General features: G+C 47.8%; 20 protein-coding genes and 1 riboswitch. Of the genes, 14 read left to right on the top strand and 6 right to left on the bottom strand.

Going from position 1 to position 24,674, the window contains the following annotated elements; translation table 11 throughout:
• Positions 1 to 9: 9 nt before the first annotated feature.
• Entirely contained in the window at positions 10 to 426 is a 417-nt protein-coding gene (mce, locus tag ITJ87_RS09740) for a methylmalonyl-CoA epimerase (RefSeq protein ID WP_009036790.1), read from the bottom strand.
• 289 nt (positions 427 to 715) lie between these two features.
• Between mce and ITJ87_RS09745 the strand changes: the two genes are divergently transcribed.
• The 3 genes from ITJ87_RS09745 to ITJ87_RS09755 all read left to right on the top strand — a co-directional run bounded on the left by ITJ87_RS09745 (position 716) and on the right by ITJ87_RS09755 (position 5,012).
• The gene (locus tag ITJ87_RS09745) at positions 716 to 2,203 is read left to right on the top strand and encodes a TolC family protein (protein WP_117965499.1); all 1,488 of its coding nucleotides are present in this window, start codon (positions 716 to 718) and stop codon (positions 2,201 to 2,203) included.
• A gap of 143 nt (positions 2,204 to 2,346) precedes the next feature.
• Positions 2,347 to 3,708: a sigma-54 dependent transcriptional regulator gene (locus tag ITJ87_RS09750; protein ID WP_057088062.1), complete on the top strand. Its 1,362-nt coding sequence runs from the start codon at positions 2,347 to 2,349 to the stop codon at positions 3,706 to 3,708.
• On the top strand, positions 3,699 to 5,012 hold the full coding sequence (locus ITJ87_RS09755; RefSeq protein ID WP_057088064.1) for a PAS domain-containing sensor histidine kinase: 1,314 nt from the start codon (positions 3,699 to 3,701) through the stop codon (positions 5,010 to 5,012). Before ITJ87_RS09750 ends, ITJ87_RS09755 begins: the two co-directional genes overlap by 10 nt.
• Positions 5,013 to 5,045: 33 nt before the next feature.
• On the opposite strand, the gene aspD is transcribed toward ITJ87_RS09755, so the two are convergent.
• Positions 5,046 to 6,680, bottom strand: a complete 1,635-nt coding sequence (gene aspD, locus ITJ87_RS09760; RefSeq protein WP_117965497.1) for an aspartate 4-decarboxylase — start codon at positions 6,678 to 6,680, stop codon at positions 5,046 to 5,048.
• A 276-nt stretch (positions 6,681 to 6,956) separates the two neighbouring features.
• Complete coding sequence (gene aspT / locus ITJ87_RS09765) at positions 6,957 to 8,651, bottom strand: aspartate-alanine antiporter (protein ID WP_117965495.1); 1,695 nt, start codon at positions 8,649 to 8,651, stop codon at positions 6,957 to 6,959.
• A 188-nt stretch (positions 8,652 to 8,839) separates the two neighbouring features.
• Here aspT and ITJ87_RS09770 point away from each other — a divergent pair, with 188 nt between their 5' ends.
• From ITJ87_RS09770 to ITJ87_RS09800, 7 genes are all read left to right on the top strand, one after another.
• Complete coding sequence (locus tag ITJ87_RS09770) at positions 8,840 to 11,377, top strand: DUF5686 and carboxypeptidase-like regulatory domain-containing protein (RefSeq protein WP_117965494.1); 2,538 nt, start codon at positions 8,840 to 8,842, stop codon at positions 11,375 to 11,377.
• A gap of 107 nt (positions 11,378 to 11,484) precedes the next feature.
• Positions 11,485 to 12,774: an inositol-3-phosphate synthase gene (locus ITJ87_RS09775; RefSeq protein WP_117965522.1), complete on the top strand. Its 1,290-nt coding sequence runs from the start codon at positions 11,485 to 11,487 to the stop codon at positions 12,772 to 12,774.
• A gap of 138 nt (positions 12,775 to 12,912) precedes the next feature.
• Positions 12,913 to 13,386 (top strand): phosphatidylglycerophosphatase A, encoded by a 474-nt coding sequence (locus ITJ87_RS09780; protein ID WP_117965520.1) that lies wholly within the window; start codon positions 12,913 to 12,915, stop codon positions 13,384 to 13,386.
• Positions 13,371 to 13,898, top strand: a complete 528-nt coding sequence (locus ITJ87_RS09785; RefSeq protein ID WP_005826761.1) for a GtrA family protein — start codon at positions 13,371 to 13,373, stop codon at positions 13,896 to 13,898. The genes ITJ87_RS09780 and ITJ87_RS09785 overlap by 16 nt, the downstream gene beginning before the upstream one ends.
• Positions 13,888 to 14,541 (top strand): CDP-alcohol phosphatidyltransferase family protein, encoded by a 654-nt coding sequence (locus tag ITJ87_RS09790; RefSeq protein ID WP_117965492.1) that lies wholly within the window; start codon positions 13,888 to 13,890, stop codon positions 14,539 to 14,541. Before ITJ87_RS09785 ends, ITJ87_RS09790 begins: the two co-directional genes overlap by 11 nt.
• Complete coding sequence (locus ITJ87_RS09795; RefSeq protein WP_117965490.1) at positions 14,538 to 15,470, top strand: phosphatase PAP2 family protein; 933 nt, start codon at positions 14,538 to 14,540, stop codon at positions 15,468 to 15,470. The genes ITJ87_RS09790 and ITJ87_RS09795 overlap by 4 nt, the downstream gene beginning before the upstream one ends.
• 8 nt (positions 15,471 to 15,478) lie before the next feature.
• Positions 15,479 to 16,651 (top strand): iron-containing alcohol dehydrogenase, encoded by a 1,173-nt coding sequence (locus ITJ87_RS09800; protein WP_117965488.1) that lies wholly within the window; start codon positions 15,479 to 15,481, stop codon positions 16,649 to 16,651.
• Between the two features lie 80 nt (positions 16,652 to 16,731).
• Here the strand turns inward: ITJ87_RS09800 and ITJ87_RS09805 are convergent, their stop codons facing one another.
• A complete protein-coding gene (locus ITJ87_RS09805) occupies positions 16,732 to 18,306 on the bottom strand; it encodes an Rne/Rng family ribonuclease (RefSeq protein ID WP_005826752.1) in 1,575 nt (524 codons plus the stop codon).
• Positions 18,307 to 18,541: 235 nt separating this feature from the next.
• The gene (locus tag ITJ87_RS09810) at positions 18,542 to 18,817 is read right to left on the bottom strand and encodes an HU family DNA-binding protein (protein WP_005826750.1); all 276 of its coding nucleotides are present in this window, start codon (positions 18,815 to 18,817) and stop codon (positions 18,542 to 18,544) included.
• Positions 18,818 to 18,974: 157 nt separating this feature from the next.
• On the opposite strand from ITJ87_RS09810, the gene mutY reads away from it, so the two are divergent.
• The 4 genes from mutY to ITJ87_RS09830 all read left to right on the top strand — a co-directional run bounded on the left by mutY (position 18,975) and on the right by ITJ87_RS09830 (position 22,556).
• Positions 18,975 to 20,015, top strand: a complete 1,041-nt coding sequence (gene mutY, locus ITJ87_RS09815; RefSeq protein ID WP_117965518.1) for an A/G-specific adenine glycosylase — start codon at positions 18,975 to 18,977, stop codon at positions 20,013 to 20,015.
• Between the two features lie 72 nt (positions 20,016 to 20,087).
• A complete protein-coding gene (locus tag ITJ87_RS09820) occupies positions 20,088 to 20,546 on the top strand; it encodes a single-stranded DNA-binding protein (protein ID WP_117965486.1) in 459 nt (152 codons plus the stop codon).
• A 23-nt stretch (positions 20,547 to 20,569) separates the two neighbouring features.
• The gene (gene gldE, locus ITJ87_RS09825) at positions 20,570 to 21,916 is read left to right on the top strand and encodes a gliding motility-associated protein GldE (protein ID WP_117962591.1); all 1,347 of its coding nucleotides are present in this window, start codon (positions 20,570 to 20,572) and stop codon (positions 21,914 to 21,916) included.
• A 10-nt stretch (positions 21,917 to 21,926) separates the two neighbouring features.
• On the top strand, positions 21,927 to 22,556 hold the full coding sequence (locus tag ITJ87_RS09830; RefSeq protein ID WP_117962593.1) for a 4'-phosphopantetheinyl transferase superfamily protein: 630 nt from the start codon (positions 21,927 to 21,929) through the stop codon (positions 22,554 to 22,556).
• Between the two features lie 5 nt (positions 22,557 to 22,561).
• Here the strand turns inward: ITJ87_RS09830 and ITJ87_RS09835 are convergent, their stop codons facing one another.
• Entirely contained in the window at positions 22,562 to 23,935 is a 1,374-nt protein-coding gene (locus tag ITJ87_RS09835) for a tryptophanase (protein WP_117965484.1), read from the bottom strand.
• A gap of 272 nt (positions 23,936 to 24,207) precedes the next feature.
• Positions 24,208 to 24,410: riboswitch (cobalamin riboswitch) on the bottom strand.
• Between the last annotated feature and the right edge of the window lie 264 nt (positions 24,411 to 24,674).

A 24,674-nucleotide genomic window follows, 5' to 3' on the forward strand; every position in this document is an offset into this window, starting at 1 on the left:
CAGTCTTGCTTATTCCGGTTTCTCGCAAAGCTCGGTCAGGACACCGAGAGTTGACTTCGGATGCAGGAATGCAATGTTCAGACCTTCTGCACCTTTGCGGGGAGCTTTGTCTATAAGGCGGATACCTTTTTCTTCGACTTCTGCAAGCGCACCGGCCACTCCGTCTTCAACGGCAAATGCCAGATGATGCATGCCACCGTTACCGTTGTTCTTTTCGATGAACTTGGCAATTGTGCTTTCGGGAGAAGTAGGTTCCAACAATTCGATCTTTACATCGCCCACTTTCAGGAAAGCGGTTCTAACTTTCTGATCTTCCACGGTTTCGATGTTGTAGCATTTCAAACCTAAAACGTTTTCGTAGTACGGAAGGGCTTCTTCAATGCTCTTAACGGCAATGCCCAGATGCTCAATGTGTGAAATCTTCATAACTATATAAATTAATGTTAGTATTGTATCCTTTTTAATAAAGGTATAAAGCAGCACAAAGAAAGAGAATTCTTCCTTAATAAAGAAATTTTTCATCAATTAATTCATGGATAATTGAACTTTAGAAGGATTTTTTCAGACTTTAGATAGAGACCGGTTGTTTTCCTAATATCGTCCGCTAACGGACATCCCCACTGTCCGAAAATGAACACTTACCCCTCTATGAAACCTTCCCGGCCACTTGGCACACTCTTTGCTTTTCTGTTTGCGACAATTTTAAAGATTGAACATGAAAAAGAATATTTTACTTGCAGTTTGTTTTTTGATGCCGTTGGCAACCATGGCGCAGAATGATACTTTGGGACATGAACGCAATATTACGCTGTCGGAGGCCATTGTACTGGCCCGTACGCAGTCTGTGGATGCTGCTGTGGCATTGAATGAATTGAAAACCGCGTATTGGGAATACCGTACATTCCGTGCGGACTTGTTGCCGGAAGTGAATTTCACCGGTACACTACCCAACTATAACAAGTCCTACAGTACCTACCAGAATTCCGACGGCTCCTATAGCTTTGTCCGCAACAATACACTGGGGCTGTCCGGCCAGCTTTCGGTAGACCAGAACATTTGGTTTACGGGGGGTAAGCTGTCACTGACTTCTTCGCTGGATTATCTCAAACAACTGGGTTCCGGAGGAGCGAAGCAGTTCATGTCAGTCCCCGTGAGTCTGGAGTTGACGCAACCGGTCTTCGGAGTGAATACCTTGAAGTGGAACCGCCGTATAGAGCCCGTACGCTATGCCGAGGCAAAGGCCGAGTTCATTTCAGCTACGGAAGAGGTGACGATGAAAACCATCACTTATTTCTTTGAGTTGCTGCTGGCCAAAGAATCGCTCGCTACCGCCATGCAGAACAAGACGAATGCCGACCGCCTTTATGAAGTGGCCATAGCCAAACGTAAGATGGGACAGATATCCGAGAATGATTTGCTGCAGCTTAAACTGAATTCATTGCAGGGCAAGGCGGACGTGACTGAGGCAGAGAGCAACCTGAATGCAAAAATGTTCCAGCTCCGTTCTTTCCTCGGGGTGTCCGAGCAGGAAAGCTTGAACCCGGTGTTGCCCGCCACTGTTCCTGATATAAAGATGGACTATGACCGCGTGCTGAACAAGGCACTGGAACGCAACTCCTTTGCACAGAACATTCGCCGCCGCCAGCTCGAAGCTGATTATGAAGTGGCAACGGCACGCGGAAACTTGCGCAGCATCGACCTCTTTGCCAGTGTGGGCTATACGGGGCAGAACCATGAATTCTCTTCAGCCTACCGGGACTTGCTTGACAATCAGATTGTGCAGGTAGGCGTCAAGATTCCTATCCTTGACTGGGGCAAGCGCCGCGGCAAGGTAAGGGTGGCAAAGAGCAACCGTGAAGTGGTCTTGTCCAGAATCCGTCAGGAACAGATGGACTTTAACCAGGACATCTTTTTGCTGGTGGCTAACTTCAACAACCAGGCGCAACAGCTGGACATAGCCGAAGAGGCGGATGTCATTGCTGAGAAGCGTTACAAGACTAGTGTAGAGACCTTTATGATAGGTAAAATCAGCACCCTGGACCTGAACGATGCACAGAACTCTAAAGACGAAGCCCGTCAAAAGCATATTTCAGAGCTGTACTACTATTGGTATTACTTCTATCAGCTCCGCAGCTTGACCCTTTGGGATTTTGAACGCGATACGGAATTGGAAGCTGATTTTGAAGAGGTGGTAAGAGGATAAGTCGACGGGTTGCAAGTGATAAGTTATGAATTATTTGCCGGTAAAAGTACCGTATATGCGATATTATAGGTAAATAACTTATAACTTATCATTCATAACTCTGCTTTTTTACTTATTTTTGCGGGAAACAAACTACAATTTTTATGATACTGATAATAGACGACGATAGTGCTGTGCGCTCTTCCCTCAGCTTTATGCTGAAGCGTGCCGGATATGAGGTGAAAACGGCTCCGGGTCCTCGCGAAGCTATGGATATAGTTAGGGCCGAAGCTCCCGCTTTGATTTTGATGGATATGAACTTCACTCTTTCCACTACCGGAGAAGAGGGACTTACCTTATTGAAGCAGGTAAAGGTGTTCCGTCCCGATGTGCCCGTTATTTTGATGACGGCATGGGGAAGTATCCAGCTTGCCGTGCAGGGTATGCAGGCCGGCGCATTCGATTTCATAACTAAGCCTTGGAACAATGCTGCTCTTTTGCAGCGCATCGAGACGGCCCTTGAGCTTACGGCCGCCCCGAAAGAGGTGCCGGAAGAGCAGACTACCGCATTGAATCGCAGCCATATTATAGGTAAGTCCAAAGGGCTGATGGAAGTGCTGAACACAGTGGCTCGCATAGCCCGTACCAATGCTTCGGTGCTGATTACGGGCGAAAGCGGAACGGGCAAGGAGCTGATTGCCGAAGCCATCCATATCAACAGCCAACGCGTGAAGCAGCCCTTTGTCAAGGTGAACCTCGGCGGTATCTCGCAGAGCTTGTTCGAGAGCGAGATGTTCGGCCATAAGAAAGGGGCGTTTACCGATGCCAGCGCCGACCGTATAGGGCGTTTTGAAATGGCAAATAAAGGTACTATCTTCCTCGACGAGATTGGTGACCTCGACCCTTCCTGCCAGGTGAAACTGCTGCGCGTGCTTCAAGACCAGACATTCGAAGTGCTGGGCGATAGCCGTCCCCGCAAAGTCGATGTGCGCGTTGTGTCCGCCACTAATGCAGACCTCCGCAAGATGGTGTCCGAACGTACTTTCCGTGAAGACCTTTTTTACCGTATCAACCTGATTACCGTAAAACTGCCCTCCTTGCGGGAGCGCCGTGAAGATATTCCTTTGCTGGCACGTCACTTTGCCGACCGTCAGGCAGAGGTGAACGGCTTGCCGCGTACGGATTTCTCGGCCGACGCTCTGAATTTCCTTTCCCGCCTGCCTTATCCGGGCAACATTCGTGAGTTGAAGAATCTGGTGGAGCGTACCATTCTGGTCAGCGGCAAGCCGGTGCTGGATGCCGCGGATTTCGATGCCCAATATCTGCGTCACGACGAACCGGCCAAAGCTGCCGAAGGTAGTTCTTTTGCAGGTATGACCTTGGATGAAATAGAGCGGCAGACTATCTTGCAGGCGTTGGAACAGCATAAAGGGAATCTCAGTCAAGTGGCAGTGTCATTAGGCATCAGCCGCGCTGCGCTTTACAGACGTTTAGAAAAATATAATATTCAAGTCCCGTGCGCATAAAATTCTTTTTCTTCATACTTGTCCTTTTTCTGCTCGGTCTGGGTGGAATGCTGGTATATTTGCTGAGTGGGAAGCCGCTTTTGTATCTGTATGTATTGGAGGGGATCATCGGGTTTATCCTTATCTATCTGATAGTATTCTATAATAAGATAGTGAAGCCGATGAACACCATAGGCAGCGGTATGGAGTTGCTGCGCGAGCAGGATTTCAGTAGTCGTCTCAGCCGGGTAGGGCAGTACGAAGCAGACCGCATTGTGAATATCTTTAACCGAATGATGGAGCAGCTCAAGAATGAACGGTTGCGCATGCGCGAGCAGAATCACTTCTTGGATTTGTTGATTCAGGCATCTCCAATGGGGGTTGTTATCCTGACAATGGACGATGAAGTGTCGCAACTGAATCCGATGGCGGTAAAGATGCTCGGTGTCCGTATGGAGGAGGCGATGGCAAAGCGGCTGGACCAGATGGACTCCCCGTTGGCTGCCGAACTTTCGTCCATTCCCAAAGACGAGACGGCAGTGGTCCGTCTCAATGACGCGAATATTTATAAATGCACCCATTCTTCTTTTATTGACAGAGGGTTCAAACATCCTTTTTTCTTGATAGAGCGTATGACAGAAGAAGTGATGCGTGCCGAGAAGCGTGCCTATGAAAAGGTAATCCGCATGATAGCTCATGAAGTGAACAATACCACTGCGGGCATCACTTCCACACTCGATACAGTGGAGCAGGCACTTTCTACAGAAGATGATATGGAGGACATCTGCGACGTGATGCGCGTCTGTACGGAGCGTTGTTTCTCGATGAGCCGTTTCATTACCCGTTTTGCAGATGTGGTAAAGATACCCGAACCTACCCTGGCACCCGTCCAGCTGAATGAGTTGGTGTCCATGTGCAAGCGTTTCATGGAAGGAATGTGCAATGACCGCAATATAGAGCTACGTCTGGAATGCGACCCGGAGGTGGGAATGGTGCGTATGGATGCTTCTCTTTTTGAGCAGGTGCTTGTGAATATCATCAAGAATGCCGCCGAAAGTATAGAGGGGGACGCCGGAGAAAACGGACAGCAAGGTGAGATAATAGTAAGGACCACTGCCCCCGCTTCTGTCGAAGTCGTTGACAATGGTCCGGGGATAAGTAAAGAGACCGAAGCTAAACTCTTCAGTCCCTTCTTTTCCACCAAGCCGAACGGGCAGGGAATTGGCCTGGTGTTTATCCGGGAAGTTTTGAGCCGTCATGGTTGCACGTTCTCCCTACGTACCTACAACGATGGATTGACCCGCTTCCGTATACTATTTAATTGAAATTTGAAAGTTTTACCTTTCACCTTTCAATTTTCAATTTTTACCTTTCGCCTTTCCATTTTTAAAGAATTCTTTTGCATACTCCTCCAGTATCTTTTTGATGCCTTGGCCGATGGTTGCATAGTCTTTCTCGTCCAGATTGGCGAGTGAGGCGCGCACGCTCCATTCGGGGCCGTCAAAACCACCGCCGTTCAGCAGCACCAGAGAGGTTTCTTTGGCAAGGCGGAAGACTACGTTCAGCGGGCTGTAGGTGCGTTTCAGATATTCTACAAAGTCGTCCCCATAGAACTTCTTTGCCCAAACCAGCATGTCGATTTCTGTATAATAACCTACGCGCAACGGGTCTTCCGTCAGCGTGAAACCGGTATTCTCCCAAAGGGCATGCAATCGGCGGTGGATAATCTCCTGCATCTTTTGCTTGTATTTGTTTTCCTTGTCCAGCAGGGCAAAGGCGGCGAAAAGGCCCATCTGCATCTGTTGTGGCAATGACAGTCCGGCGGTATGGTTCAGTGCCACCTGACGGCTGTCGGCAACCATACGGTCGATAAACTTCAGTCTTTCAGGTTCCAGAGTGAGGGTGGAGTAGCGGTGGTGCAGAATCTCCCGTTTCTCTTTCGGCAGTTTGGCTATCAGCTTGTCGAACAGGTTGAATTCGTGCAGGGCAATGACCGCATTGCGCCATCCGGTGGCACCGAAGTATTTGGAGAATGAATAGACGCAAAGCGTATTGTAGGGAATTTCTGCCATGAACGAACGGAAGTGCGGACTGAATGTACCGTATACGTCGTCTGTAATAATCATCAGATTAGGGTTGTCATTTCTGACGATGCTCACGATGCGCGCCATTGTATCCGGACTGAGTGTGTAGCTGGGCGGATTACTGGGATTGGTGACAAAGAGGGCCTTGATTTTAGGGCTTTTCAAGCGGTCTATGTCTTCGTCGCTGTACTGCCAGAGGTGCATCCCTTCGCTATTCATGCGGTTGGCATGTATTTTGGTCACTCGAAACTGGTAGCGGCTGAGTTGTGGGATTTCAATATAGGGGGTAAAGGCAGGAACCATGAGGACGATGCCGTCCCCTTTGTTCAGCAGGAAGTTTTCCTGCAGGGAGTCGAAGATGTAGCACATGGCGGCTGTTCCACCTTCGGTGGCAAACAGGTCATAGGCACCCCGGGGAGGACGGTTGTCGCACATCTCTTGCGAAAGGTAATCTTGCACAAGGATTTCCGTAAAATGAAGGATGCGGTCGGGCACGGGATACTGATCGCCTACAATGCTTTCGGCCCATTCGTGTACAAGGCTGTCGGGGTCGGCGGCATGCTGCATCAGCAGGTAGTTGTAGGTTTGTTCCAGCAATTTGGCGCCCGGTACGTTATTGTTCTTTTTCAGGAAGGCTTCGAAGTGGGAGGCAATGCCTTTTTTTTCGGGGATGCCTGCAATGCCCTCGGGCAAATCCATGATGCGACGGCACTCTTCCAAGCCGAAGCTTCCCAATAGGAAAAAGGCCTCGCGTGGAGCGGTTGCAATCCAGTTGGGGTTGCCGCGCCCTGCGTTCAGCATGGTACGGGCGGTTTTCTTCAGACTTTCGTCTGCCATGTCTATCAGGCGGTTCTTCAGTTCGAAAGGACTGATAGATTCCATTTTCTTTTCTAAAAGTTTTGTATCCATAAGCTCAAGTTTAGGTTCGTTATTTATTGTTTTCAGTCATTCGGTGAATAATCTTTGTTCATGTGGCATACTATTTCTTTCCTTGCTTGAAATTAATCGTCCGATATATGTTTCCTTTTCGTCCGACAGTTGTTGAATCATCGTCCGACAACTGTTGAATTATCGTCCGACAGCTGTCGGATGAATAGCTATTAGTGAATGGGTATATAGTCGCTTGCATTTCCGGCAATAATTCTTTGAATGCTCTGGATTAGTAAGCATTGGTACAGAATCGTCTTATATTAGCAAAACGATGACTACACCCCATATTATTAATAAGGTATTGCCCACGGCATAGGTCACGGTGTATCCCAGAGCAGGCGTTTCGCTCTCAACGGCATCCTGCACCGCGCCTAAAGCGGCCGTAGTGGTACGTGCCCCTGCGCAGACGCCCAAAGCCAGTGCCGGATGGAACTTGAAAACATACCTTGCCAGCAGCAAGCCGATAATCAGCGGCAGGGTGGTGGCTGCTGCTCCCACCAGAAACAGGCTGATACCTACGTCGTGGAAGCCCTGCACGAAACTGGGACCTGCCGAAATGCCCACTACCGCGATGAACATGTTCAGACCGACATTGTTCAACACCCATTGTGAAGGTTCGGGAATGCGCCCGAAGGTGGGGTGCTTACTGCGGAGCCAGCCGAAGAACAAGCCCGCAATCAATGCGCCGCCGCTTGTGCTCAAGCTGATGGGGATGCCGCCGATATGGACGGAAAGTGCTCCGAACAAACCTCCGACAAGGATACCCAGGCCTACGAATATCATATCCGTCTGGTTGGTAGGACGGTCTATATACCCTAGACGTTTGGCTGCTGCTTCCACTTCCTGCCTGGTACCTACCACTTCGATGACGTCGCCGGCATCTACTACCGTTTGTGCCAGCACGGGAATGGATATTCCGGCGCGCTTGATGCTCCGGATACTGACACCGTGCATGAACTTTTCCCTTCGGATAGCTGCAACCGTCTTGCCGGCAACCGTCTTGCGTGTGATTGTAACCGGTAACTTTTCCGCAGGAAAATCCAGGAGCTGGGCATCTTGTACTTCCGGCCCTATCCAGCTTTCTTCGCCTATGATATATTCACGGCGTCCGCTTAGCACTACTTCGTCTCCCGGCTCTATCCGTAGGTTCATGCTGACTTCCACCACAATTCCGGATTTGCGGAGGCGTTCCACAAATAGACGTTTGTCGTGCTGCCGGAAGTAGACTTCCAGGTCAATCACCCGCTTTCCATTCTTGAACCATTCGTTTTCGACCCGGTAGGCACGGAAAGTGACGGGGCGTGCCGCCGGCATGAATCCCGGTTCGTCAGCCAGAGAGCTGCCCATCTTCGCCTCCAGTTCCTTGCAGGCGGCTTTCACCTTTTCCAGCCCGCCCAGCATCTTGGGACCGATGGATGATAGGACCCATGCCGAGCCTGCAGTACCGAAAATGTAGGTGACGGCGTAGGATACGGGAATGATGTTGACGTAACTTTGTCGTTGGGCCTCGTCCAGTCCCATATTGGCCATGGTGTCTTCTGCCACTCCGATGACGGCGGAGATGGTTTGCGAACCGGCCAGCAGTCCGGCAGCTTCACCGGCATTGTAGCCCATCATCAGGGCCAGCAGCCAGGTCACTAACAGTACGGATATACACATCAGTACGGCAAAGCCCACTTGGGGCAATCCGTCCTTTTTCAGTCCGCGGAAGAACTGGGGACCCACTTTATAGCCCACGGCAAAAAGGAAAAGCAGAAAAAATACCGACTTTATCGGACCCGGTACGGCTATATTCAGTTGCCCTACCAGTACGCCTACAAGCAGTACACTGGTCACTGTGCCCAGCGTAAACTTACCGATACGCAGTTTCCCCAGCCAGAATCCCAGGAATATAGTGAGGAAAATGGCAAGTTCGGGGCGTTCCCTGAGCTGGTTGAAAATCCATTCCATAATCAAGTTGTTTAGGTTATATATTGGTTGTTCCGATGCTTTCTGGAGCGTCGTTTCGCTATACAACGGCTTTTAACGGGAAGTGTTTTATACAAAAGGAGTTTTTTAGAACATTTATTCCGTAAAACCGAACTTTAAGAAAAAGTTTTCTTCCGTACCTTTGTCATCCAAATTAGGTAAAACAAGGTATGAAGTTGTTTTTTAGGGTATTTCTGCTTATCCAGCTGGTTACTCTTCCATTGAGGGCACAATATATGGTGCAAGGCGTTGTCACCGATTCGTTGACGAAGGAGCCATTGCCTTATACGTCAGTTTATCTGAAAGGAACTACGGAGGGAGGGATGACGGACAATAACGGCCGTTTTTCCTTCAAGACCTATCGCCCGGAGGCCACGCTGGTCATTTCGGCCGTGGGATATAATGAATATGTCCGGTTGATTCATCCCGCAAAGTCGTCTAAGTTCAATATAGTCCTTTCGCCAGCCACTTATGCACTGGATGAAGTGGTGGTGAAGCCGAAGCGTGAACGGTATAAGAAAAAGGATAATCCCGCAGTGGAGTTTGTACGCAAGATGATAGAGCATCGGGATGACTATTCGCCCGACGAACGCGACTTCTGGAAACGTGACCGCTATGAAAAGATGACTTTTGCCATCAATAACTTCGACAGCTTGAAGCAACAGAAGTGGCTTTACCGTAAGTTCAAGTTTCTGACGGATTATGTCGATACCTCTGCCGTTACCGGCAGGCCGGTACTGGCCATTTCCAACCGTGAGTTGCTTGCCACAGATTATTACCGCAAGTCTCCGCATAGCCGGAAACAGTGGGTCACCGCCCGCAGGCAGGCAGGAGTGGACGAAATGCTTTCCCAGCAGGGTATGGAGCAGGCTATCAGTGTCACCATGACCGATGTAGACCTTTATGAGAACAACATTACCTTGTTCACCAATAAGTTTGTCAGCCCGCTTTCCTCCCTTGGGCCGTCTTTCTACAAATATTATCTGATGGATACGCTTACCGTTGCCGGAAAGCCTTGTGTTGACTTGACATTTGTTCCTTTCAACTCCGAGTCGTTCGGTTTTACGGGACATTTGTACGTCATGCTGGACAGCACCTATTTTGTAAGGCGTGCCGTCATGAACTTTCCTCAGAAAATCAATCTGAACTTTGTGGACTACATGAAGATTGAACAGAATTTTGACCGCGCGGAGGACGGTACGAGGCAGTTGCTCAATGAGAGTATCACTACGGAATTCAAGTTGGTGGACAATAGTGACGGTATTTATGCCAAGCGGGATGTGTATTACAGAAACTATCAGTATGAACCGGATGACAAGGCTCTGCAGGCTTTCCGAAAACCGGAAAAGGTGATTGAAGAGGCATCGGCTTCCGGCTATTCGGAAGCATATTGGGATGCCAACCGCCAGGTGGAGGTCAGCAAGAAAGAGACTTCGGTGGACAAGATGATGGCCCAGTTGCGCAGCTATCCCGTTTATTTCTGGACGGAGAAAGTGCTGAAGGTGCTGTTCACGGGGTATATTCCCGCTCCGAAGGAAAAAGAACCTTTGTTCTATATCGGTATGATGAATACCACCATCAGCGGAAATACACTGGAAGGAGTGCGCTTGCGTGCCGGCGGTATGACGACGGCATGGCTCAATCCGTATCTGTTCGGCAGGGGGTATATGGCATACGGTTTTCGCGACCATCGTGTAAAAGGACTTGCCGAACTGGAATATTCTTTTCATAAGAAGAAGGAATATGCCAATGAATTTCCTATACATTCGTTGAAGCTCCGTTACTTGTCAGATGTCAATCAATATGGACAACACTATCTTTATACCAGTCAGGATAATGTTTTTCTTGCCTTGAAACGTCAGAAGGATGACCGTATCGGTTATCAGCGGAAAGCGGAGCTGACCTATACCAATGAGTTCCATTCCGGCTTTTCCGTACAGATGACGGCGCGCCTGCGTAAAGATGAATCATCCCGTCTGATTCCTTTCATCAAGCAGGATGACCGTAATACGTATGTAAAAAGTATTTCGACCAGTGAGCTGGAATTGAAGCTGCGCTATGCTCCCAACGAAAAATTCTTCCAGACCCAATGGAACCGTTTCCCTGTTTCGCTGGATGCTCCGGTCTTTTCGCTTACGCATACCATGGCTGCCAAAGGGGTACTGGGAGGAGACTATACCTATCACTATACGGAAGCGGGTTTTCAAAAGCGTTTCTGGTTCTCGGCATTCGGTTATACGGACGTTATCCTGAAAGTCGGAAAAGTTTGGAATAAGGTTCCTTTTCCTCTGCTTATCATTCCCAATGCGAACCTGTCCTATACCATACAGCCTGAGTCTTATTCATTGATGAATGCCATGGAATTCATGAACGATGAATACGCTTCCTGGGATGTGACCTATTACTTGAACGGCTGGCTCTTCAACCGTATTCCTTTGTTGAAAAAGTTGAAATGGCGTGAAGTGCTTTCCTGCCGCGGTTTGTATGGGAATTTGAGCGATAAGAATAATCCGGCTTTTCAGCAGGATTTGTTCCGTTTTCCTGCCGGGAGTACCACCATGGGGCATACGCCCTACGTAGAGGCAGGCGTAGGCATTGAAAATATTTTCAAGGTGTTGCGTGTCGATTATGTATGGCGTCTGACTTACCGAAATTTACCGGATATAGACAAATCCGGGCTCAGAATCAGTCTGCACATGACATTTTAACTTAAATCTTACTAATAGGACATTAAATCGGATAAAATGACTAATCCCAATTGAGTAAAATACCCTAAATTTGAGCAATTTTTTAAACTCTAAATAATACAATGGCAATGAAAGAAAACATTAAGCCGGCAACCGGACGCCTGGGCGTGCTGGTAGTCGGAGTAGGTGGTGCGGTTGCAACCACCATGATTACCGGTACATTAGCTGCTCGCAAGGGCTTGGCAAAAGCTATAGGCTCAATTACACAAATGGCTGCTATGCGCATGCAGGATGGCAAAGAAAAACTTATCAAAGACATAGTGCCTTTGGCTGATTTGAATGATATCGTTTTCGGCGGTTGGGACATTTTCCCGGACAACGCCTACGAAGCTGCTATGTATGCCGAGGTTTTGAAAGAGAAGGACTTGAATCTGGTAAAAGATGAACTGCAAGCCATCAAGCCGATGCCTGCTGCATTCGACCACAATTTCGCAAAACGTTTGAACGGTACGCACATTAAGAAGGCAGCTACCCGCTGGGAAATGACAGAGCAGTTGCGCGAGGATATCCGTAACTTCAAGGCAGCCAATAACTGCGAGCGTATTGTTGTGCTGTGGGCTGCAAGTACCGAAATATATATTCCGCTGTCCAAGGAGCACGAATCTCTCGCTGCTTTGGAACAGGCAATGAAGGAAAACAATACTGAAGTAATCTCTCCGAGTATGTGCTATGCATACGCTGCCATTGCAGAAGGCGCTCCGTTTATTATGGGTGCTCCTAATCTGTGTGTGGATACTCCGGCTATGTGGGAATTCTCCAAGAAAATGAATGTGCCCATTTCCGGTAAGGACTTCAAGAGTGGCCAGACTTTGATGAAGACGGTGCTTGCTCCGATGTTCAAGACCCGTATGTTGGGTGTAAGTGGCTGGTTCTCTACGAATATTCTGGGTAACCGTGACGGCGAGGTACTCGACCAACCGGAGAACTTCAAGACAAAAGAGGTCAGCAAGCTGTCTGTTATCGACAATATCTTCGAACCTGAGAAATATCCTGACTTGTACGGTGATGTTTATCATAAGGTACGCATCAACTACTATCCTCCCCGTAAGGATAACAAGGAAGCATGGGACAACATCGATATTTTCGGCTGGATGGGCTATCCGATGGAAATCAAGGTTAACTTCTTGTGCCGTGACTCCATTCTTGCTGCTCCCATCGCGCTCGACTTGGTTATTTTCAGTGATTTGGCATTGCGTGCAGGCATGTGCGGCATCCAGACGTGGCTGTCCTTCTTCTGCAAGAGTCCGATGCACGATTTCGAGCATGAGCCGGTACACGATTTGTTCCAGCAATGGCGCATGGTGAAAGAGACTCTCCGCAATATGGTGGGTGAGACAGCACCGAGTTATCTGGACTAAAAAAACAGTGATAAGGTGATAAAAATAAGGTGGTAAGGTGATAGAGTGATAGCACTTTACCACTTTATCACTTTTATTACTTTATTGCATTTATCATTTTACCGTTTTTATCGCATTTATCACCTCATTACTTTTTTGATGAAGAAACCCTCCCTCCTCCCAGTTATTATCGGTACGGGCTTTGGCTCGGGCTTTTCTCCTTTTGCACCCGGCACTGCGGGAGCTTTGCTGGCTACGCTTATCTGGTTCGGGTTGTCTTATCTGATTTCAAGTGTCTGCCTTTTGTGGTTGACAGTGGCATTGATTTTGGTATTTACACTTGCCGGTATCTGGGCTGCCAACCGCCTGGAGGCATCTTGGGGCGAAGACCCTTCGCGCGTGGTGGTCGATGAAATGGTTGGCGTGTGGATTGCCTTGCTTGCGGCGCCCGCCGGACATGTATGGTATGCATTGGGAGCATTTGTCTTGTTCCGTTTGTTTGATATATTCAAGCCCTTGGGCATTCGCCGTATGGAAAGTCTGCCGGGTGGAATCGGGGTAATGATGGACGATATTCTGTCCGGAGTCTACGGATTTATAATTTTGATTGTGGCAAGATGGATAATCAGTTGAAATCAAATGGCAAAGGTGTGTCGTGGCGCCATTCTGTCTGGATCTTCTTCAAGGCCCAGATTTCTGCGCAATTCGCAAGCTTTGTCGATTTTCTGGTGACTATCCTTCTGGTGAAGGCTTTTGCTGTTTTTTATCTTTATGCCACATTCACGGGTTCCGTAGTAGGAGGCATTGTAAACTGTGCCATTAATTACGGATGGGTGTTCCATGCCGAAGACTGTAAGAAAACGCATGTTGCCGTGAAATATCTCTTTGTCTGGGGAGGCAGCATTATACTGAATACCTGGGGCACTTTTGCACTGACCGAGTGGCTTACGGGCATGACATGGGTCAATGGGCTGTTGGGATATTATATAGACAATGTATTTATTCTGTCAAAGATAATAGTAGCAGTGCTGGTAGCTTTTTTTTGGAACTACCATCTGCAACGTTTTTTCGTTTATCGTAATCACAATATAAAAGGCTTTCTGAAACATTATTTAGAGAACAAAAAAGACGAATATGAATTATAGAGATTGGTTGCAGCAGGTGATATACAAGATTATCAATCCTGTGGTGCATGGTATGATTAGAATTGGCATTACGCCTAACTTTATTACGACTACGGGGCTGGTGCTGAATATCGTGGCGGCTGCCTTGTTTGTGTATGCCGGGGTGTACAAGAGTGGTGAACTGGCCTATGTAGGCTGGGGAGGCGGTATTGTGCTCTTTGCCGGGTTGTTTGACATGATGGACGGACGTGTGGCACGCGTGGGTAAAATGAGTTCTACTTTCGGTGCGCTCTACGACTCCGTACTCGACCGTTACAGCGAGCTCGTGACATTGTTCGGCATCTTCTATTACCTGATGCTGCAAGGCTATTTGTGGGGCTCCATCATTACATTCATTGCGCTGATAGGTTCGCTGATGGTGAGTTACGTGCGTGCCCGTGCCGAAGGTTTGGGGCTGGAGTGTAAAGTCGGTTTCATGCAGCGTCCCGAACGCGTTGTGCTGACTGCCCTCGGTGCCATGTTCTGCGGTATCTTTGGTGATTGTACCTTGTTCGACCCGATGCTGATACTGATTGTGCCTATGGCAGTGATTGCAATATTGGCGAATTTGACGGCATTTGCCCGCTTGGCGCATTGCTATAAAATACTGAAAGACAAGGAATGAAAAATAGTTTGTTTCCCTCTGTGAGAGAGGCAGTGCTGGTGATTGTCATCACAGCGTTTTTCCTGATTCTGACAGCGGTCTGTATCGGGCTTCGTCCGGAACATTTCCTGATGGGGGGTGTATTTCTGTTATTGTTCTTTGCCGGACAGACAACCCGTAAGTTGGCAGTGGCGCTGTTGCCGTTTTTCATATTCGGCATTTCGTATGACTGGATGCGCGTATATCCCAATTACCAGGTGAATCCCATTGATGTAAAAGGACTTTATGAGGCAGAAAAATCCCTTTTTGGCTTGTCTGTAGACGGTGCTGTCCTTATCCCTTGTGAGTATTTTGCTTTGAACCATTGTCCAGTTGCCGATTTCTTTGCCGGGATATTCTATCTCTGTTGGGTACCGGTTCCCATTGCATTCGGGGTGTGGCTCTATCTGAAGGGTGACCGTAAGGTATATCTTCGTTTTGCGATGGTGTTCCTGCTGGTTAATCTCATCGGTTTTGCCGGCTATTACATCCATCCCGCTGCTCCGCCCTGGTATGCCATGAATTATGGTTTCGAGCCGATACTCGACACTCCGGGCAATGTGGCCGGCTTAGGACGTTTTGACGAATTGCTGGGATGCTCCATCTTCAACTCCATTTACGGAAGGAATGCCAATGTATTTGCAGCAGTGCCCTCGCTCCATGCCGCCTATATGGTGGTGGCTTTGGCCTACGCGGTTATGGACCGCAGCAAAAAGTGGTTGATAGCGTTGTTTGCGGTGATTATGGTCGGTATTTGGTGGACGGCTGTCTATTCGGGACACCATTATCTGATTGATGTGATGCTGGGCATCTCTTGTGCATTGCTGGGTATTTTTGTTTTTGAGAAAGGACTGATGAAGTGGGGAGCGTTCGGACGCTTCTTTGAAAGATACAGTCGATACATTAAATAAGGTATACAATGAATAATTTTGTTTTTTATAGTCCTACAGAGTTTGTCTTTGGCAAGAATACTGAAGTGCAAGTCGGTGCATTGGCGCGTAAGTATGGTGCACAAAAAGTGATGATAGTATATGGAGGCGGTTCTGTTGTACGGAGTGGTCTGCTGGATAGAGTGAAGCAATCCTTGCAGGAAGCCGGTGTGGCTTATTGCGAAATGGGAAGTGTCCAGCCCAATCCCATTGACGGGAAGGTATACGAAGGTATTCAGCTTTGCCGTCGTGAGCAGGTGGATATGATGCTTCCTGTGGGAGGTGGTTCGGTCATAGATACGGCAAAGGCCATTGCTGCCGGAGTCCTCTATGATGGTGACTTTTGGGATTTCTTTATCGGTCGTGCCAAGGTGGAGAAAGCGTTGAAAGTAGCCGTGGTGCTGACTATCCCGGCTGCCGGAAGCGAAGGTTCGGGCAATACGGTAATTACCAAGACAGAGACACTCCAAAAACTGGGGCTCTGTGCCCCCGAGCATTTGCGTCCCGTATTTTCCATCATGAATCCTGAACTGACCTACACTCTCCCAGCTTATCAGACGGCTTGTGGTATTGCCGACATGATGGCTCACATCATGGAGCGTTATTTCACAAATACACCGGATGTGGAAATCAGCGACCGGCTTTGCGAAGGCACCTTGACAGCTATCATTAAAGAAGCTTACCGGGTGAAACAGCAACCGGACAACTATGCCGCGCGTGCCAACATTATGTGGTGTGGCACTGTGGCGCATAACGGAACTTGTGGGGTAGGGCGTGAGGAAGACTGGGCATCCCATGCACTGGAACATGAAATCAGTGCTATCTATAATGTAGCCCACGGTGCCGGCTTAGCTGTAATCTTCCCTGCCTGGATGGCTTTTATGGCAGAACATAATCCGGCAAAGATAGCCCAGTTTGCCCATCGTGTTTTTGATATACCCAAGTCCGAAGATTTGGAAGAGATGGCTTTGGCAGGTGCTGCCCGACTGAAACACTTTTTCCGTTACATGGGCTTGCCGGTTGGCTTTAAGGAGTTGGGTATCGAGCATCCCGATATAGACCGTATGCTCGTCAGTCTGCGGCGCAATAAAGGCGAACTGCTTGGCAACTACGTGAAGCTGACCATGACTGATTGCAGGGAAATCTATCGTTTGGCTTTATAACGAAAGGCATGTTTGGGGAGAGCTCCCCAAAAGCAAGAGCTAAAAAAGACGGCGAAGATAAATACCCTTCGCCGTCTTTTTTATTTGATTTCGATTTCTTCCTTCATGTCTATCTCTTCCCCTTGCAGGTCGTAGAATACATATTCCAGGAATGCTAATTTCTGGTTTGGAATAATCTTGATACCGAATCCGTACTTCATCTGCCACTTCCGTTTCAGGGAGACGAGTCCCTGATTGACGTAGGCTGCGATGTACGGGTGGATGTGTAACGAGAATTTCTTTATCTTCAATTTGTTGACCAGGTAGTCAATCTTACTCTCTAAGGTGTCCGTAAAGAGGATGGACGATTTGATGGTGCCTTTACCGAAGCAGGTGGGGCAGGTTTCCGTCGTATTTACATCCATAGCCGGGCGTACACGCTGGCGTGTAATCTGCATCAGTCCGAATTTACTGAGCGGCAGGATGTTGTGACGTGCTCTGTCTTTCTGCATGTTGGCACACATACGTTCGTAAAGCTTCTGTCGGTTTTCGGCTTCATTCATGTCGATGAAGTCCACCACGATGATACCACCCATATCCCTTAGTCTGAGCTGGCGTGCCAGTTCGTCGGCTGCGCCCAGATTCACTTCCAGTGCGTTGGCCTCCTGCCCGTTGGCATTCTTGGTGCGGTTACCGCTGTTCACGTCTACTACGTGAAGCGCCTCAGTATGCTCAATAATCAGGTAGGCACCACTTTTGTATGAAATGGTCTTGCCGAATGATGACTTGATTTGTTTGGTGATACCAAAATTGTCGTAAATGGGGAGTTGACCTTTGTACAGCTTCACGATTCCTGCCCGTTCAGGGGCGATGAGGGTTACGTAATCCTTGATTTCGTGGTACACAGCCTCGTTGTTCACGTGGATGTTTTCGAAGGAAGGATTGAACAAGTCGCGCAACAGTCCTACGGCACGGCTGGTTTCTTCGTAAATCAGTGTCGGAAATTTGGTGGCCTTCTGTACTTTTGTAATGGCATCTTCCCAATGTTTCAGTAATACTTTAAGCTCTCCGTCGAGTTCGGCAACACGTTTTCCTTCGGCTACGGTGCGGACGATGACGCCGAAGTTTTTCGGCTTGATACTCATCAGCAGTTGCTTGAGGCGTGCGCGCTCTTCGCTCGATTTAATTTTTTGTGATACGGAAACCTTGTCATTGAAGGGAATCAGCACGAGGTATCTTCCGGCAAAGGAAAGTTCGGAAGTCAGTCGCGGCCCTTTGGTAGAGATAGGTTCCTTGACAATTTGCACCACTACTTCTTGTCCCACCTTGAGTGTGTTGGAAACCGTTCCGTCCTTTTCAAGGTCGGGAAGTATGGTTGCTTTGGTAATGGGATTCAGCTTCTTCTTGTCGCTTAAAGTTTGCTTTACGTACTTCTCTAACGAGTTAAATTGAGGACCTAGGTCCAGATAATGAAGAAAAGCATCTTTCTCGTAACCCACGTCCACGAAGCAGGCATTCAGGCCGGGCATCAATTTTTTGACGCGTCCCAAATACATGTTGCCCACCGAGAAGGAGATGTTTCTTCCTTCGCTCTGGAGTTCCACCAGCTGCTTGTCTTCAAGCAGTGCAATGGATACCTCTTTGGGCTGTACGTCTACAACGAGTTCGCTTGTCACAATAATTGGCTTTTAAATGATTCTATTTACTACTTAAACAAAGAACAAACCCGCGAGACATTTTGCTTCACAAGTTTGTTCTTTATTTTGTCCTTCAGACTAAAAATTACTTTTTGCTTTTATGTCTGTTCTTTCTTAGTCTTTTTTTACGCTTGTGCGTAGACATTTTATGTCTTTTTTTCTTCTTTCCGCTTGGCATAGCTTCAAAATTTTTATGGGTTAATACTATTGTTTATTATTTCTTCACTGAGAGGGTGAACGTTTTTGCAGGCTTAAATGCCGGAATGTTATGTTCCGGAATGATTATTGTAGTGTTCTTGGAGATGTTGCGTGCAGTTTTCTGAGCTCTTTTCTTCACTACAAAACTACCAAACCCGCGGAGGTAAACATTTTCATCTTTGGATAAAGATGCCTTTACTGCGTCCATGAATGCTTCAACGGTTGTAAGTACGGTTGTCTTATCAATTCCGGTGTTCTTTGTAATTTCGTTTACAATATCAGCTTTAGTCATTTTTCTTTAAAAAAAATATTATTACTATAGTTTTCCTAATTTTTTGGACTGCAAATATATAGCTTTTCCGTGGCTCTAAAAAATATATTTCGGACAATTTTCTAAAAAAGTCTTGGCATTAAGCTTTGTTAGGCTGAAAATGAAGTATTTTTGCAGCATGAATATTTTTAGCGGAACATTGTTGGATTGGTATGCGGAGAACAAACGCGACCTTCCGTGGCGAAATACCACGGACCCTTATCTGATATGGATTTCTGAAATCATCTTACAACAGACAAGAGTGGCGCAGGGTTATGAGTACTTTTTGCGTTTCATAAAACGCTTCCCGGATGTGGTGTCGCTGGCTGCTGCGTCCGAGGACGAAGTGATGAAATATTGGCAGGGCCTGGGGTACTATTCCCGTGCCCGCAACCTGCATGCCGCAGCCAAAAGCATGAAGGGTACATTTCCAAAAAACTATGCAGAGGTGCGTGCTTTGAAGGGGGTAGGGGATTATACGGCAGCGGCCATCTGTTCTTTTGCCTATGACATGCCTTATGCGGTGGTAGACGGGAATGTATATCGGGTGCTTTCCCGCTATTTCGGCATTGATATTCCCATTGATTCTACCGAAGGGAAAAAAACTTTTACTGCTTTGGCGAGAGAGATGCTCGATAAATCCCGACCGGCAGATTATAACCAAGCGATTATGGACTTCGGAGCCGTGCAGTGTATGCCGCAGTCGCCCAACTGTCTGTTCTGTCCTTTGTCTGGTAGCTGCAGAGCCTTGTTGGAAGGCAAAGTGCAGCAACTGCCCGTGAAGCAGCACAGAACAAAGACTACCAACCGCTATTTTAATTATATATATGTACGTATGGGTGCGCATACTTTGATACATAAGAGGACGGAGAACGATATCTGGAAAAATCTCTTTGAATTGCCTCTAATCGAAACGGAAAAAGATTTATCCGAAGAGGAGTTCCTGGCATGTCCGCAGTTTCATGCACTGTTTGCAGAGGGAGAGGTGCGGATGGTCCGTACACTACTTCGGGGAGTGAAGCATGTATTGTCCCACAGAGTGATTTATACCAATTTCTATGAGGTCACTCTACCCGATAATTCGGGTTCTTTTTCAGGTTACCAGCAGGTTGCGGTCGAAGATTTGGACCGTTATGCGGTGCCTCGGCTGATACATGCTTTCTTGGAGAAATATATATAAAAGTTGTCTGTATTCTTGCATGGTGTGGATATTCTCGTTAATTTTGGCAGCAAATTAATAAAATAGAAGCTTATGTCAGTAAACAAGGTGATATTGTTAGGAAATGTGGGCAGAGACCCGGAAGTGAGATACCTTGACAGTGGGGTGGCGGTAGCTACTTTTTCTTTGGCTACTACAGAAAGAGGATACACTTTGCAGAATGGAACCCAGGTTCCCGACCGCACTGAGTGGCATAATATTGTGCTTTGGCGTGGACTGGCAGAAACTGCCGAAAAATATGTGCATAAAGGAGATAAACTTTACATTGAAGGCAAAATTCGCACTCGCTCGTATGATGACCAGACAGGAGCTAAGCGCTATGTGACTGAAGTTTTTGCAGATACAATGGAAATGTTGACACCTAAAAGTGCATCGGCATCGGGCAATGCGCCGTTTGCGCCGCAAGCCGGAGCGACAGCCCAGCCGCAACAACCGGTACAACCGCAGGCTGCCCCTGCACAAGATAACCCGACGGACGATCTACCGTTCTGATTGTTTAACTAAAACCAAAATCTTTGGACCCAGACGCTTATTTATGCCAGTTGGCAGATGTTTTTAACGGTATATCCGTACAGACTCCTTCTATTTCGGCCATTGTAGCCATTGTGTTGGCAGGTTTGCTTTTGCTCGTTTCCGGCTTTGCATCAGCTTCCGAAATAGCCTTTTTTTCTCTTTCTCCGTCAGACTTAAATGTAATAGCGGAGAGAAAGCATCCTTCGGATGAGAAAATCAGTAATTTGCTGGATAACAGTGAACGTTTGTTGGCGACGATTCTGATTACAAACAACTTCGTGAATGTAACCATAATCATGCTCTGTAACTTCTTTTTTATGAATGTGTTCCAATTTCATTCTCCCATTGCAGAGTTCCTCATTCTGACAGTAGTCCTTACGTTTTTGCTGTTGCTTTTCGGTGAAATCATGCCTAAGATATATTCGGCTCAGAAAACGCTGGTTTTCTGCCGTTTTGCTGCTCCCGGCATCACGTTTTGCCGTTCCGTATTCTATCCGATGGCATCTATGCTGGTACGTTCCACTTCTTTCCTGAACAAGCATGTGGTCCGCAAGAACCATAATATATCGGTCGATGAACTTTCACATGCACTAGAATTGACCGATAAGGCGGAACTTTCGGAGGAGAACAATATTCTGGAAGGTATCATCCGCTTTGGTGGAGAGACAGCCAAGGAGGTTATGACTTCCCGCCTCGATGTGGTGGATCTGGATATTCGTACCCCTTTCAAGGATGTGGTGAAGTGCATTGTAGAGAATGTCTACTCCCGTATTCCCATCTATGCGGATAACCGTGACAATATCAAGGGGGTGCTTTATATCAAGGATTTGCTTCCCCATCTGAACAAAGGGGATAATTTCCGCTGGCAGTCGCTTATCCGGCCCGCCTATTTTGTGCCCGAAACCAAGATGATTGATGATTTGCTGCGCGATTTTCAGGCAAACAAGATTCATATAGCCATTGTGGTCGATGAGTTCGGCGGTACGTCGGGCATTGTCACCATGGAGGACATTATTGAGGAGATTGTGGGCGAAATTCATGACGAATACGATGATGAAGAACGTACATATGCCGTACTGAATGACCACACTTGGGTATTTGAAGCCAAGACCCAGCTGACCGATTTCTATAAAATAACGAAGATAGACGAGGAAACGTTCGATGAGGTGGCAGGGGATGCCGATACGCTTGCCGGACTTCTGCTGGAGCTGAAGGGGGAATTTCCTGCTCTCCATGAAAAGGTGACCTACGGCCGTTATGAGTTTGAGGTGCTGGAGATGGACAACCGCCGTATCCTGAAAGTGAAGTTTACAGTAAATGCCTCAACTCCTCTAATCCCTAATCCTTAATCCTTGCCTCATGCCCCTCTTCTTACAACATACCGCTCTTCCCTGCCGATGGGGAATTTGGAAAACGGAGGAATCTCCGGAGGAATTGCTGGCCATGCTTCCTCATCAGGAAGTATACCGGGAAGGTATGCGGCGTTTCACCGCAGCACACCGCCGTTTGGAGTGGCTGGCTGTCCGTGTATTGCTTTACACGCTGTCGGGAGAAGAGAAAGAGATTGCCTATCATCCCAGTGGGAAACCTTATTTGGCAGATGCTTCCGCCTCTCTCAGTATTTCGCATACGAAAGGCTATGTGGCTGTTGTTTTGGGATTGCCGGGTCGGGAAGTGGGCATTGACATTGAGCAGTATGGTGAACGGGTAAGGAAGGTGGCGCATAAATTCATGCGCGAAGATGAACAGCCATCCGTGTTTCGCGGAACCGACACTTGGTCACTGTTGCTGCACTGGTCGGCCAAGGAGACCATGTTTAAATGCCTGAATGCTTCCGAGGTTGATTTTCGTGGGCACATGCGCATTCTGCCTTTTGCTGTAAATGAAAGCGGCGTATTCTCCGCCGAAGAGTATCGTACGGTGGAGAAACGCCGGTTCACTATTCATTATTATTTGTTTCCGGATTTTGTCTTGACATTGAGTCTGTAAATTTCTTACAGCCTTTCCAGTTGTACCGTAAAATGTCTCATCAACGGAGCTTCCCAAGTGATGCGAACTCCGCGGGTAATACTTTCCCGCTTGTCATATACATTTTTTAAAGCGGCTGCTACCACATCCATGTGGTTGTCGGTGTACACGCGGCGAGGGATGGCAAGCCGGAGCAAATCCAAGCCGTTGAAGCGGTTTTCGCGGGTTACCGGGTCGCGGTCTGCCAGCAGATAGCCGATTTCACAACCGCGTATGCCTGCTTCTAGATAGAGTTCGGCGGTCAGTGTCTGTGCCGGAAACTCTTCTTTGGGCACGTGTGTCAGCACTTTGGGGGCATCCACAAATATGGCATGGCCGCCTGCGGGACGTTGGTAAGGTATCCCGTACTCATCCAGTTTCATGGCTAGATAGCCCACCTGGTGAATGCGGGTTTCCAGATTGTCAAATTCAGTATTTTCATCCAGGCCGATGGCAAGGGCGTTCATGTCACGTCCGTTCATGCCGCCGTAAGTGAGGTAGCCTTCAAATTGTACGCAGAAGCCTTTGGCACCTTCATACCAGTCTCTCCGGCGGGTGGCTATGAATCCGCCCATGTTGACAATACCGTCTTTTTTGGCACTCATCGTCATACCGTCGGCAAGGTCAAACATCTCGTGGGTGATTTCCTTTATGCTCTTATTGCGGTAACCTTCTTCTCTCATTTTGATAAAGTAGGCATTTTCCGCAAAGCGTGCCGAGTCAAAGAGAACGGGCTTGCCGTACTTGTCGGCAATGGCGCGGACTTCGCGCAGGTTCTGCATGGAAACCGGCTGGCCGCCTGCAGTGTTGTTGGTTATGGTGACGATGACGAACGGTATCCGTTCGCTATGTTCCTGTAATGCTTTTTCCAGTTTTTTAGGGTCTACATTGCCTTTGAAGGGAATTTCCAGCTGTGTCTGTTTGGCTTCGTCTATGGTGCAGTCCAGAGCCAATGCCCGGCGTCCCTCGATATGTCCTTTGGTGGTGTCGAAATGGGAGTTTCCCGGCACAATGTCGCCCTCGTGCACCAGATAGGAGAAGAGTACATTTTCGGCAGCGCGTCCCTGGTGGGTGGGGATAATGTATTCAAATCCGGTGAGGCGGGTGATGACTTCCTTCAGTTTGAAGAATGAGGTGGCTCCGGCATAGCTTTCGTCACCCAGCATCATGCCTGCCCATTGGCGGTCGCTCATGGCGCCGGTGCCTGAGTCGGTGATGAGGTCGATATAAACTTGTTCCGATTTGAGTTGGAATACGTTGTAGTGGGCTTCTTTCAGCCATTGTTCGCGTTCCTGGCGGGTACTTTTACGGATAGGTTCCACCATTTTGATTTTCCATGCTTCGGCAAATGGTAATTCCATAGACTCTGTATCTTTAATAATTTGACAATAGGTTAACGGATAAACCGATTATTTCGGTTTAATGTGCCGAATTTAGGTAAAATCTATGTAATAATCAATTTAAATATGACTTTTTGTAATGTAAATGTCCGGACGAAATCACTTCGGCCGGACATCATCAAATAAACTTGGCAGAGTTTATTACCTTCTTTACTTTCTCTGAATTAGGTTTGATGAATGAAATGATGGACGGTTTGTCCGGCTCATTAGACTCAACGCTTTTTCCTCGAAAGCAATGATAAAGTATGCATGGCAGGTCTTCTGACTTGTTTCTGTTGCAGGCGCCTTCCCGGAAGAGTATTCCAGTGGCATAGAGTAATTGTCTGCAACGTTGCACGAAACTTACAGCAGCGGGACTGTCCAGGATTTACACCTGATTCCCTTTTAATCGCTTTCCCTGAAGGGGGGGGAGCGAACCAATGCATGACAAAGATACGGATTCTTTTTGAGAAAACAATTCTATGAGTGATAAATTTTCTTCCCCGCTCTCTTTCTTTTTGCCGACAAATTGGCAAGGTTTTGCCATCCTCTTGGCAAGACTTTGTCACCGCGTTGGCAAAACTTTGCCATAGGCATGGCAAAAGTTTGCCAAAAGCATGGCAATAGGTTGGCAAAATTACTCTCTGATTGATAGTGACTTAAGGCGATTTAAGCAATCCGTCATGTCGGTAAGGTGAAAAGATACCAATACAAGCCACAC

It is taken from the genome of Bacteroides sp. HF-162 (genome assembly GCF_015679285.1).
GTDB lineage: Bacteria > Bacteroidota > Bacteroidia > Bacteroidales > Bacteroidaceae > Bacteroides > Bacteroides uniformis.

Bases quoted from the DNA above. Each gene is read 5' to 3' on its own strand.
- ITJ87_RS09745 (WP_117965499.1), top strand. From the start codon at position 716: ATGAAAAAGAATATTTTACTTGCAGTTTGTTTTTTGATGCCGTTGGCA.
- ITJ87_RS09790 (WP_117965492.1), top strand. From the start codon at position 13,888: ATGAATTATAGAGATTGGTTGCAGCAGGTGATATACAAGATTATCAAT.
- mce (WP_009036790.1), bottom strand. From the start codon at position 426: ATGAAGATTTCACACATTGAGCATCTGGGCATTGCCGTTAAGAGCATT.
- ITJ87_RS09770 (WP_117965494.1), top strand. From the start codon at position 8,840: ATGAAGTTGTTTTTTAGGGTATTTCTGCTTATCCAGCTGGTTACTCTT.
- ITJ87_RS09830 (WP_117962593.1), top strand. From the start codon at position 21,927: ATGCCCCTCTTCTTACAACATACCGCTCTTCCCTGCCGATGGGGAATT.
- ITJ87_RS09820 (WP_117965486.1), top strand. From the start codon at position 20,088: ATGTCAGTAAACAAGGTGATATTGTTAGGAAATGTGGGCAGAGACCCG.
- ITJ87_RS09810 (WP_005826750.1), bottom strand. From the start codon at position 18,817: ATGACTAAAGCTGATATTGTAAACGAAATTACAAAGAACACCGGAATT.
- ITJ87_RS09835 (WP_117965484.1), bottom strand. From the start codon at position 23,935: ATGGAATTACCATTTGCCGAAGCATGGAAAATCAAAATGGTGGAACCT.
- ITJ87_RS09775 (WP_117965522.1), top strand. From the start codon at position 11,485: ATGAAAGAAAACATTAAGCCGGCAACCGGACGCCTGGGCGTGCTGGTA.
- mutY (WP_117965518.1), top strand. From the start codon at position 18,975: ATGAATATTTTTAGCGGAACATTGTTGGATTGGTATGCGGAGAACAAA.
- aspD (WP_117965497.1), bottom strand. From the start codon at position 6,680: ATGGATACAAAACTTTTAGAAAAGAAAATGGAATCTATCAGTCCTTTC.
- ITJ87_RS09750 (WP_057088062.1), top strand. From the start codon at position 2,347: ATGATACTGATAATAGACGACGATAGTGCTGTGCGCTCTTCCCTCAGC.
- aspT (WP_117965495.1), bottom strand. From the start codon at position 8,651: ATGGAATGGATTTTCAACCAGCTCAGGGAACGCCCCGAACTTGCCATT.
- ITJ87_RS09800 (WP_117965488.1), top strand. From the start codon at position 15,479: ATGAATAATTTTGTTTTTTATAGTCCTACAGAGTTTGTCTTTGGCAAG.
- ITJ87_RS09795 (WP_117965490.1), top strand. From the start codon at position 14,538: ATGAAAAATAGTTTGTTTCCCTCTGTGAGAGAGGCAGTGCTGGTGATT.
- ITJ87_RS09785 (WP_005826761.1), top strand. From the start codon at position 13,371: ATGGATAATCAGTTGAAATCAAATGGCAAAGGTGTGTCGTGGCGCCAT.
- ITJ87_RS09780 (WP_117965520.1), top strand. From the start codon at position 12,913: ATGAAGAAACCCTCCCTCCTCCCAGTTATTATCGGTACGGGCTTTGGC.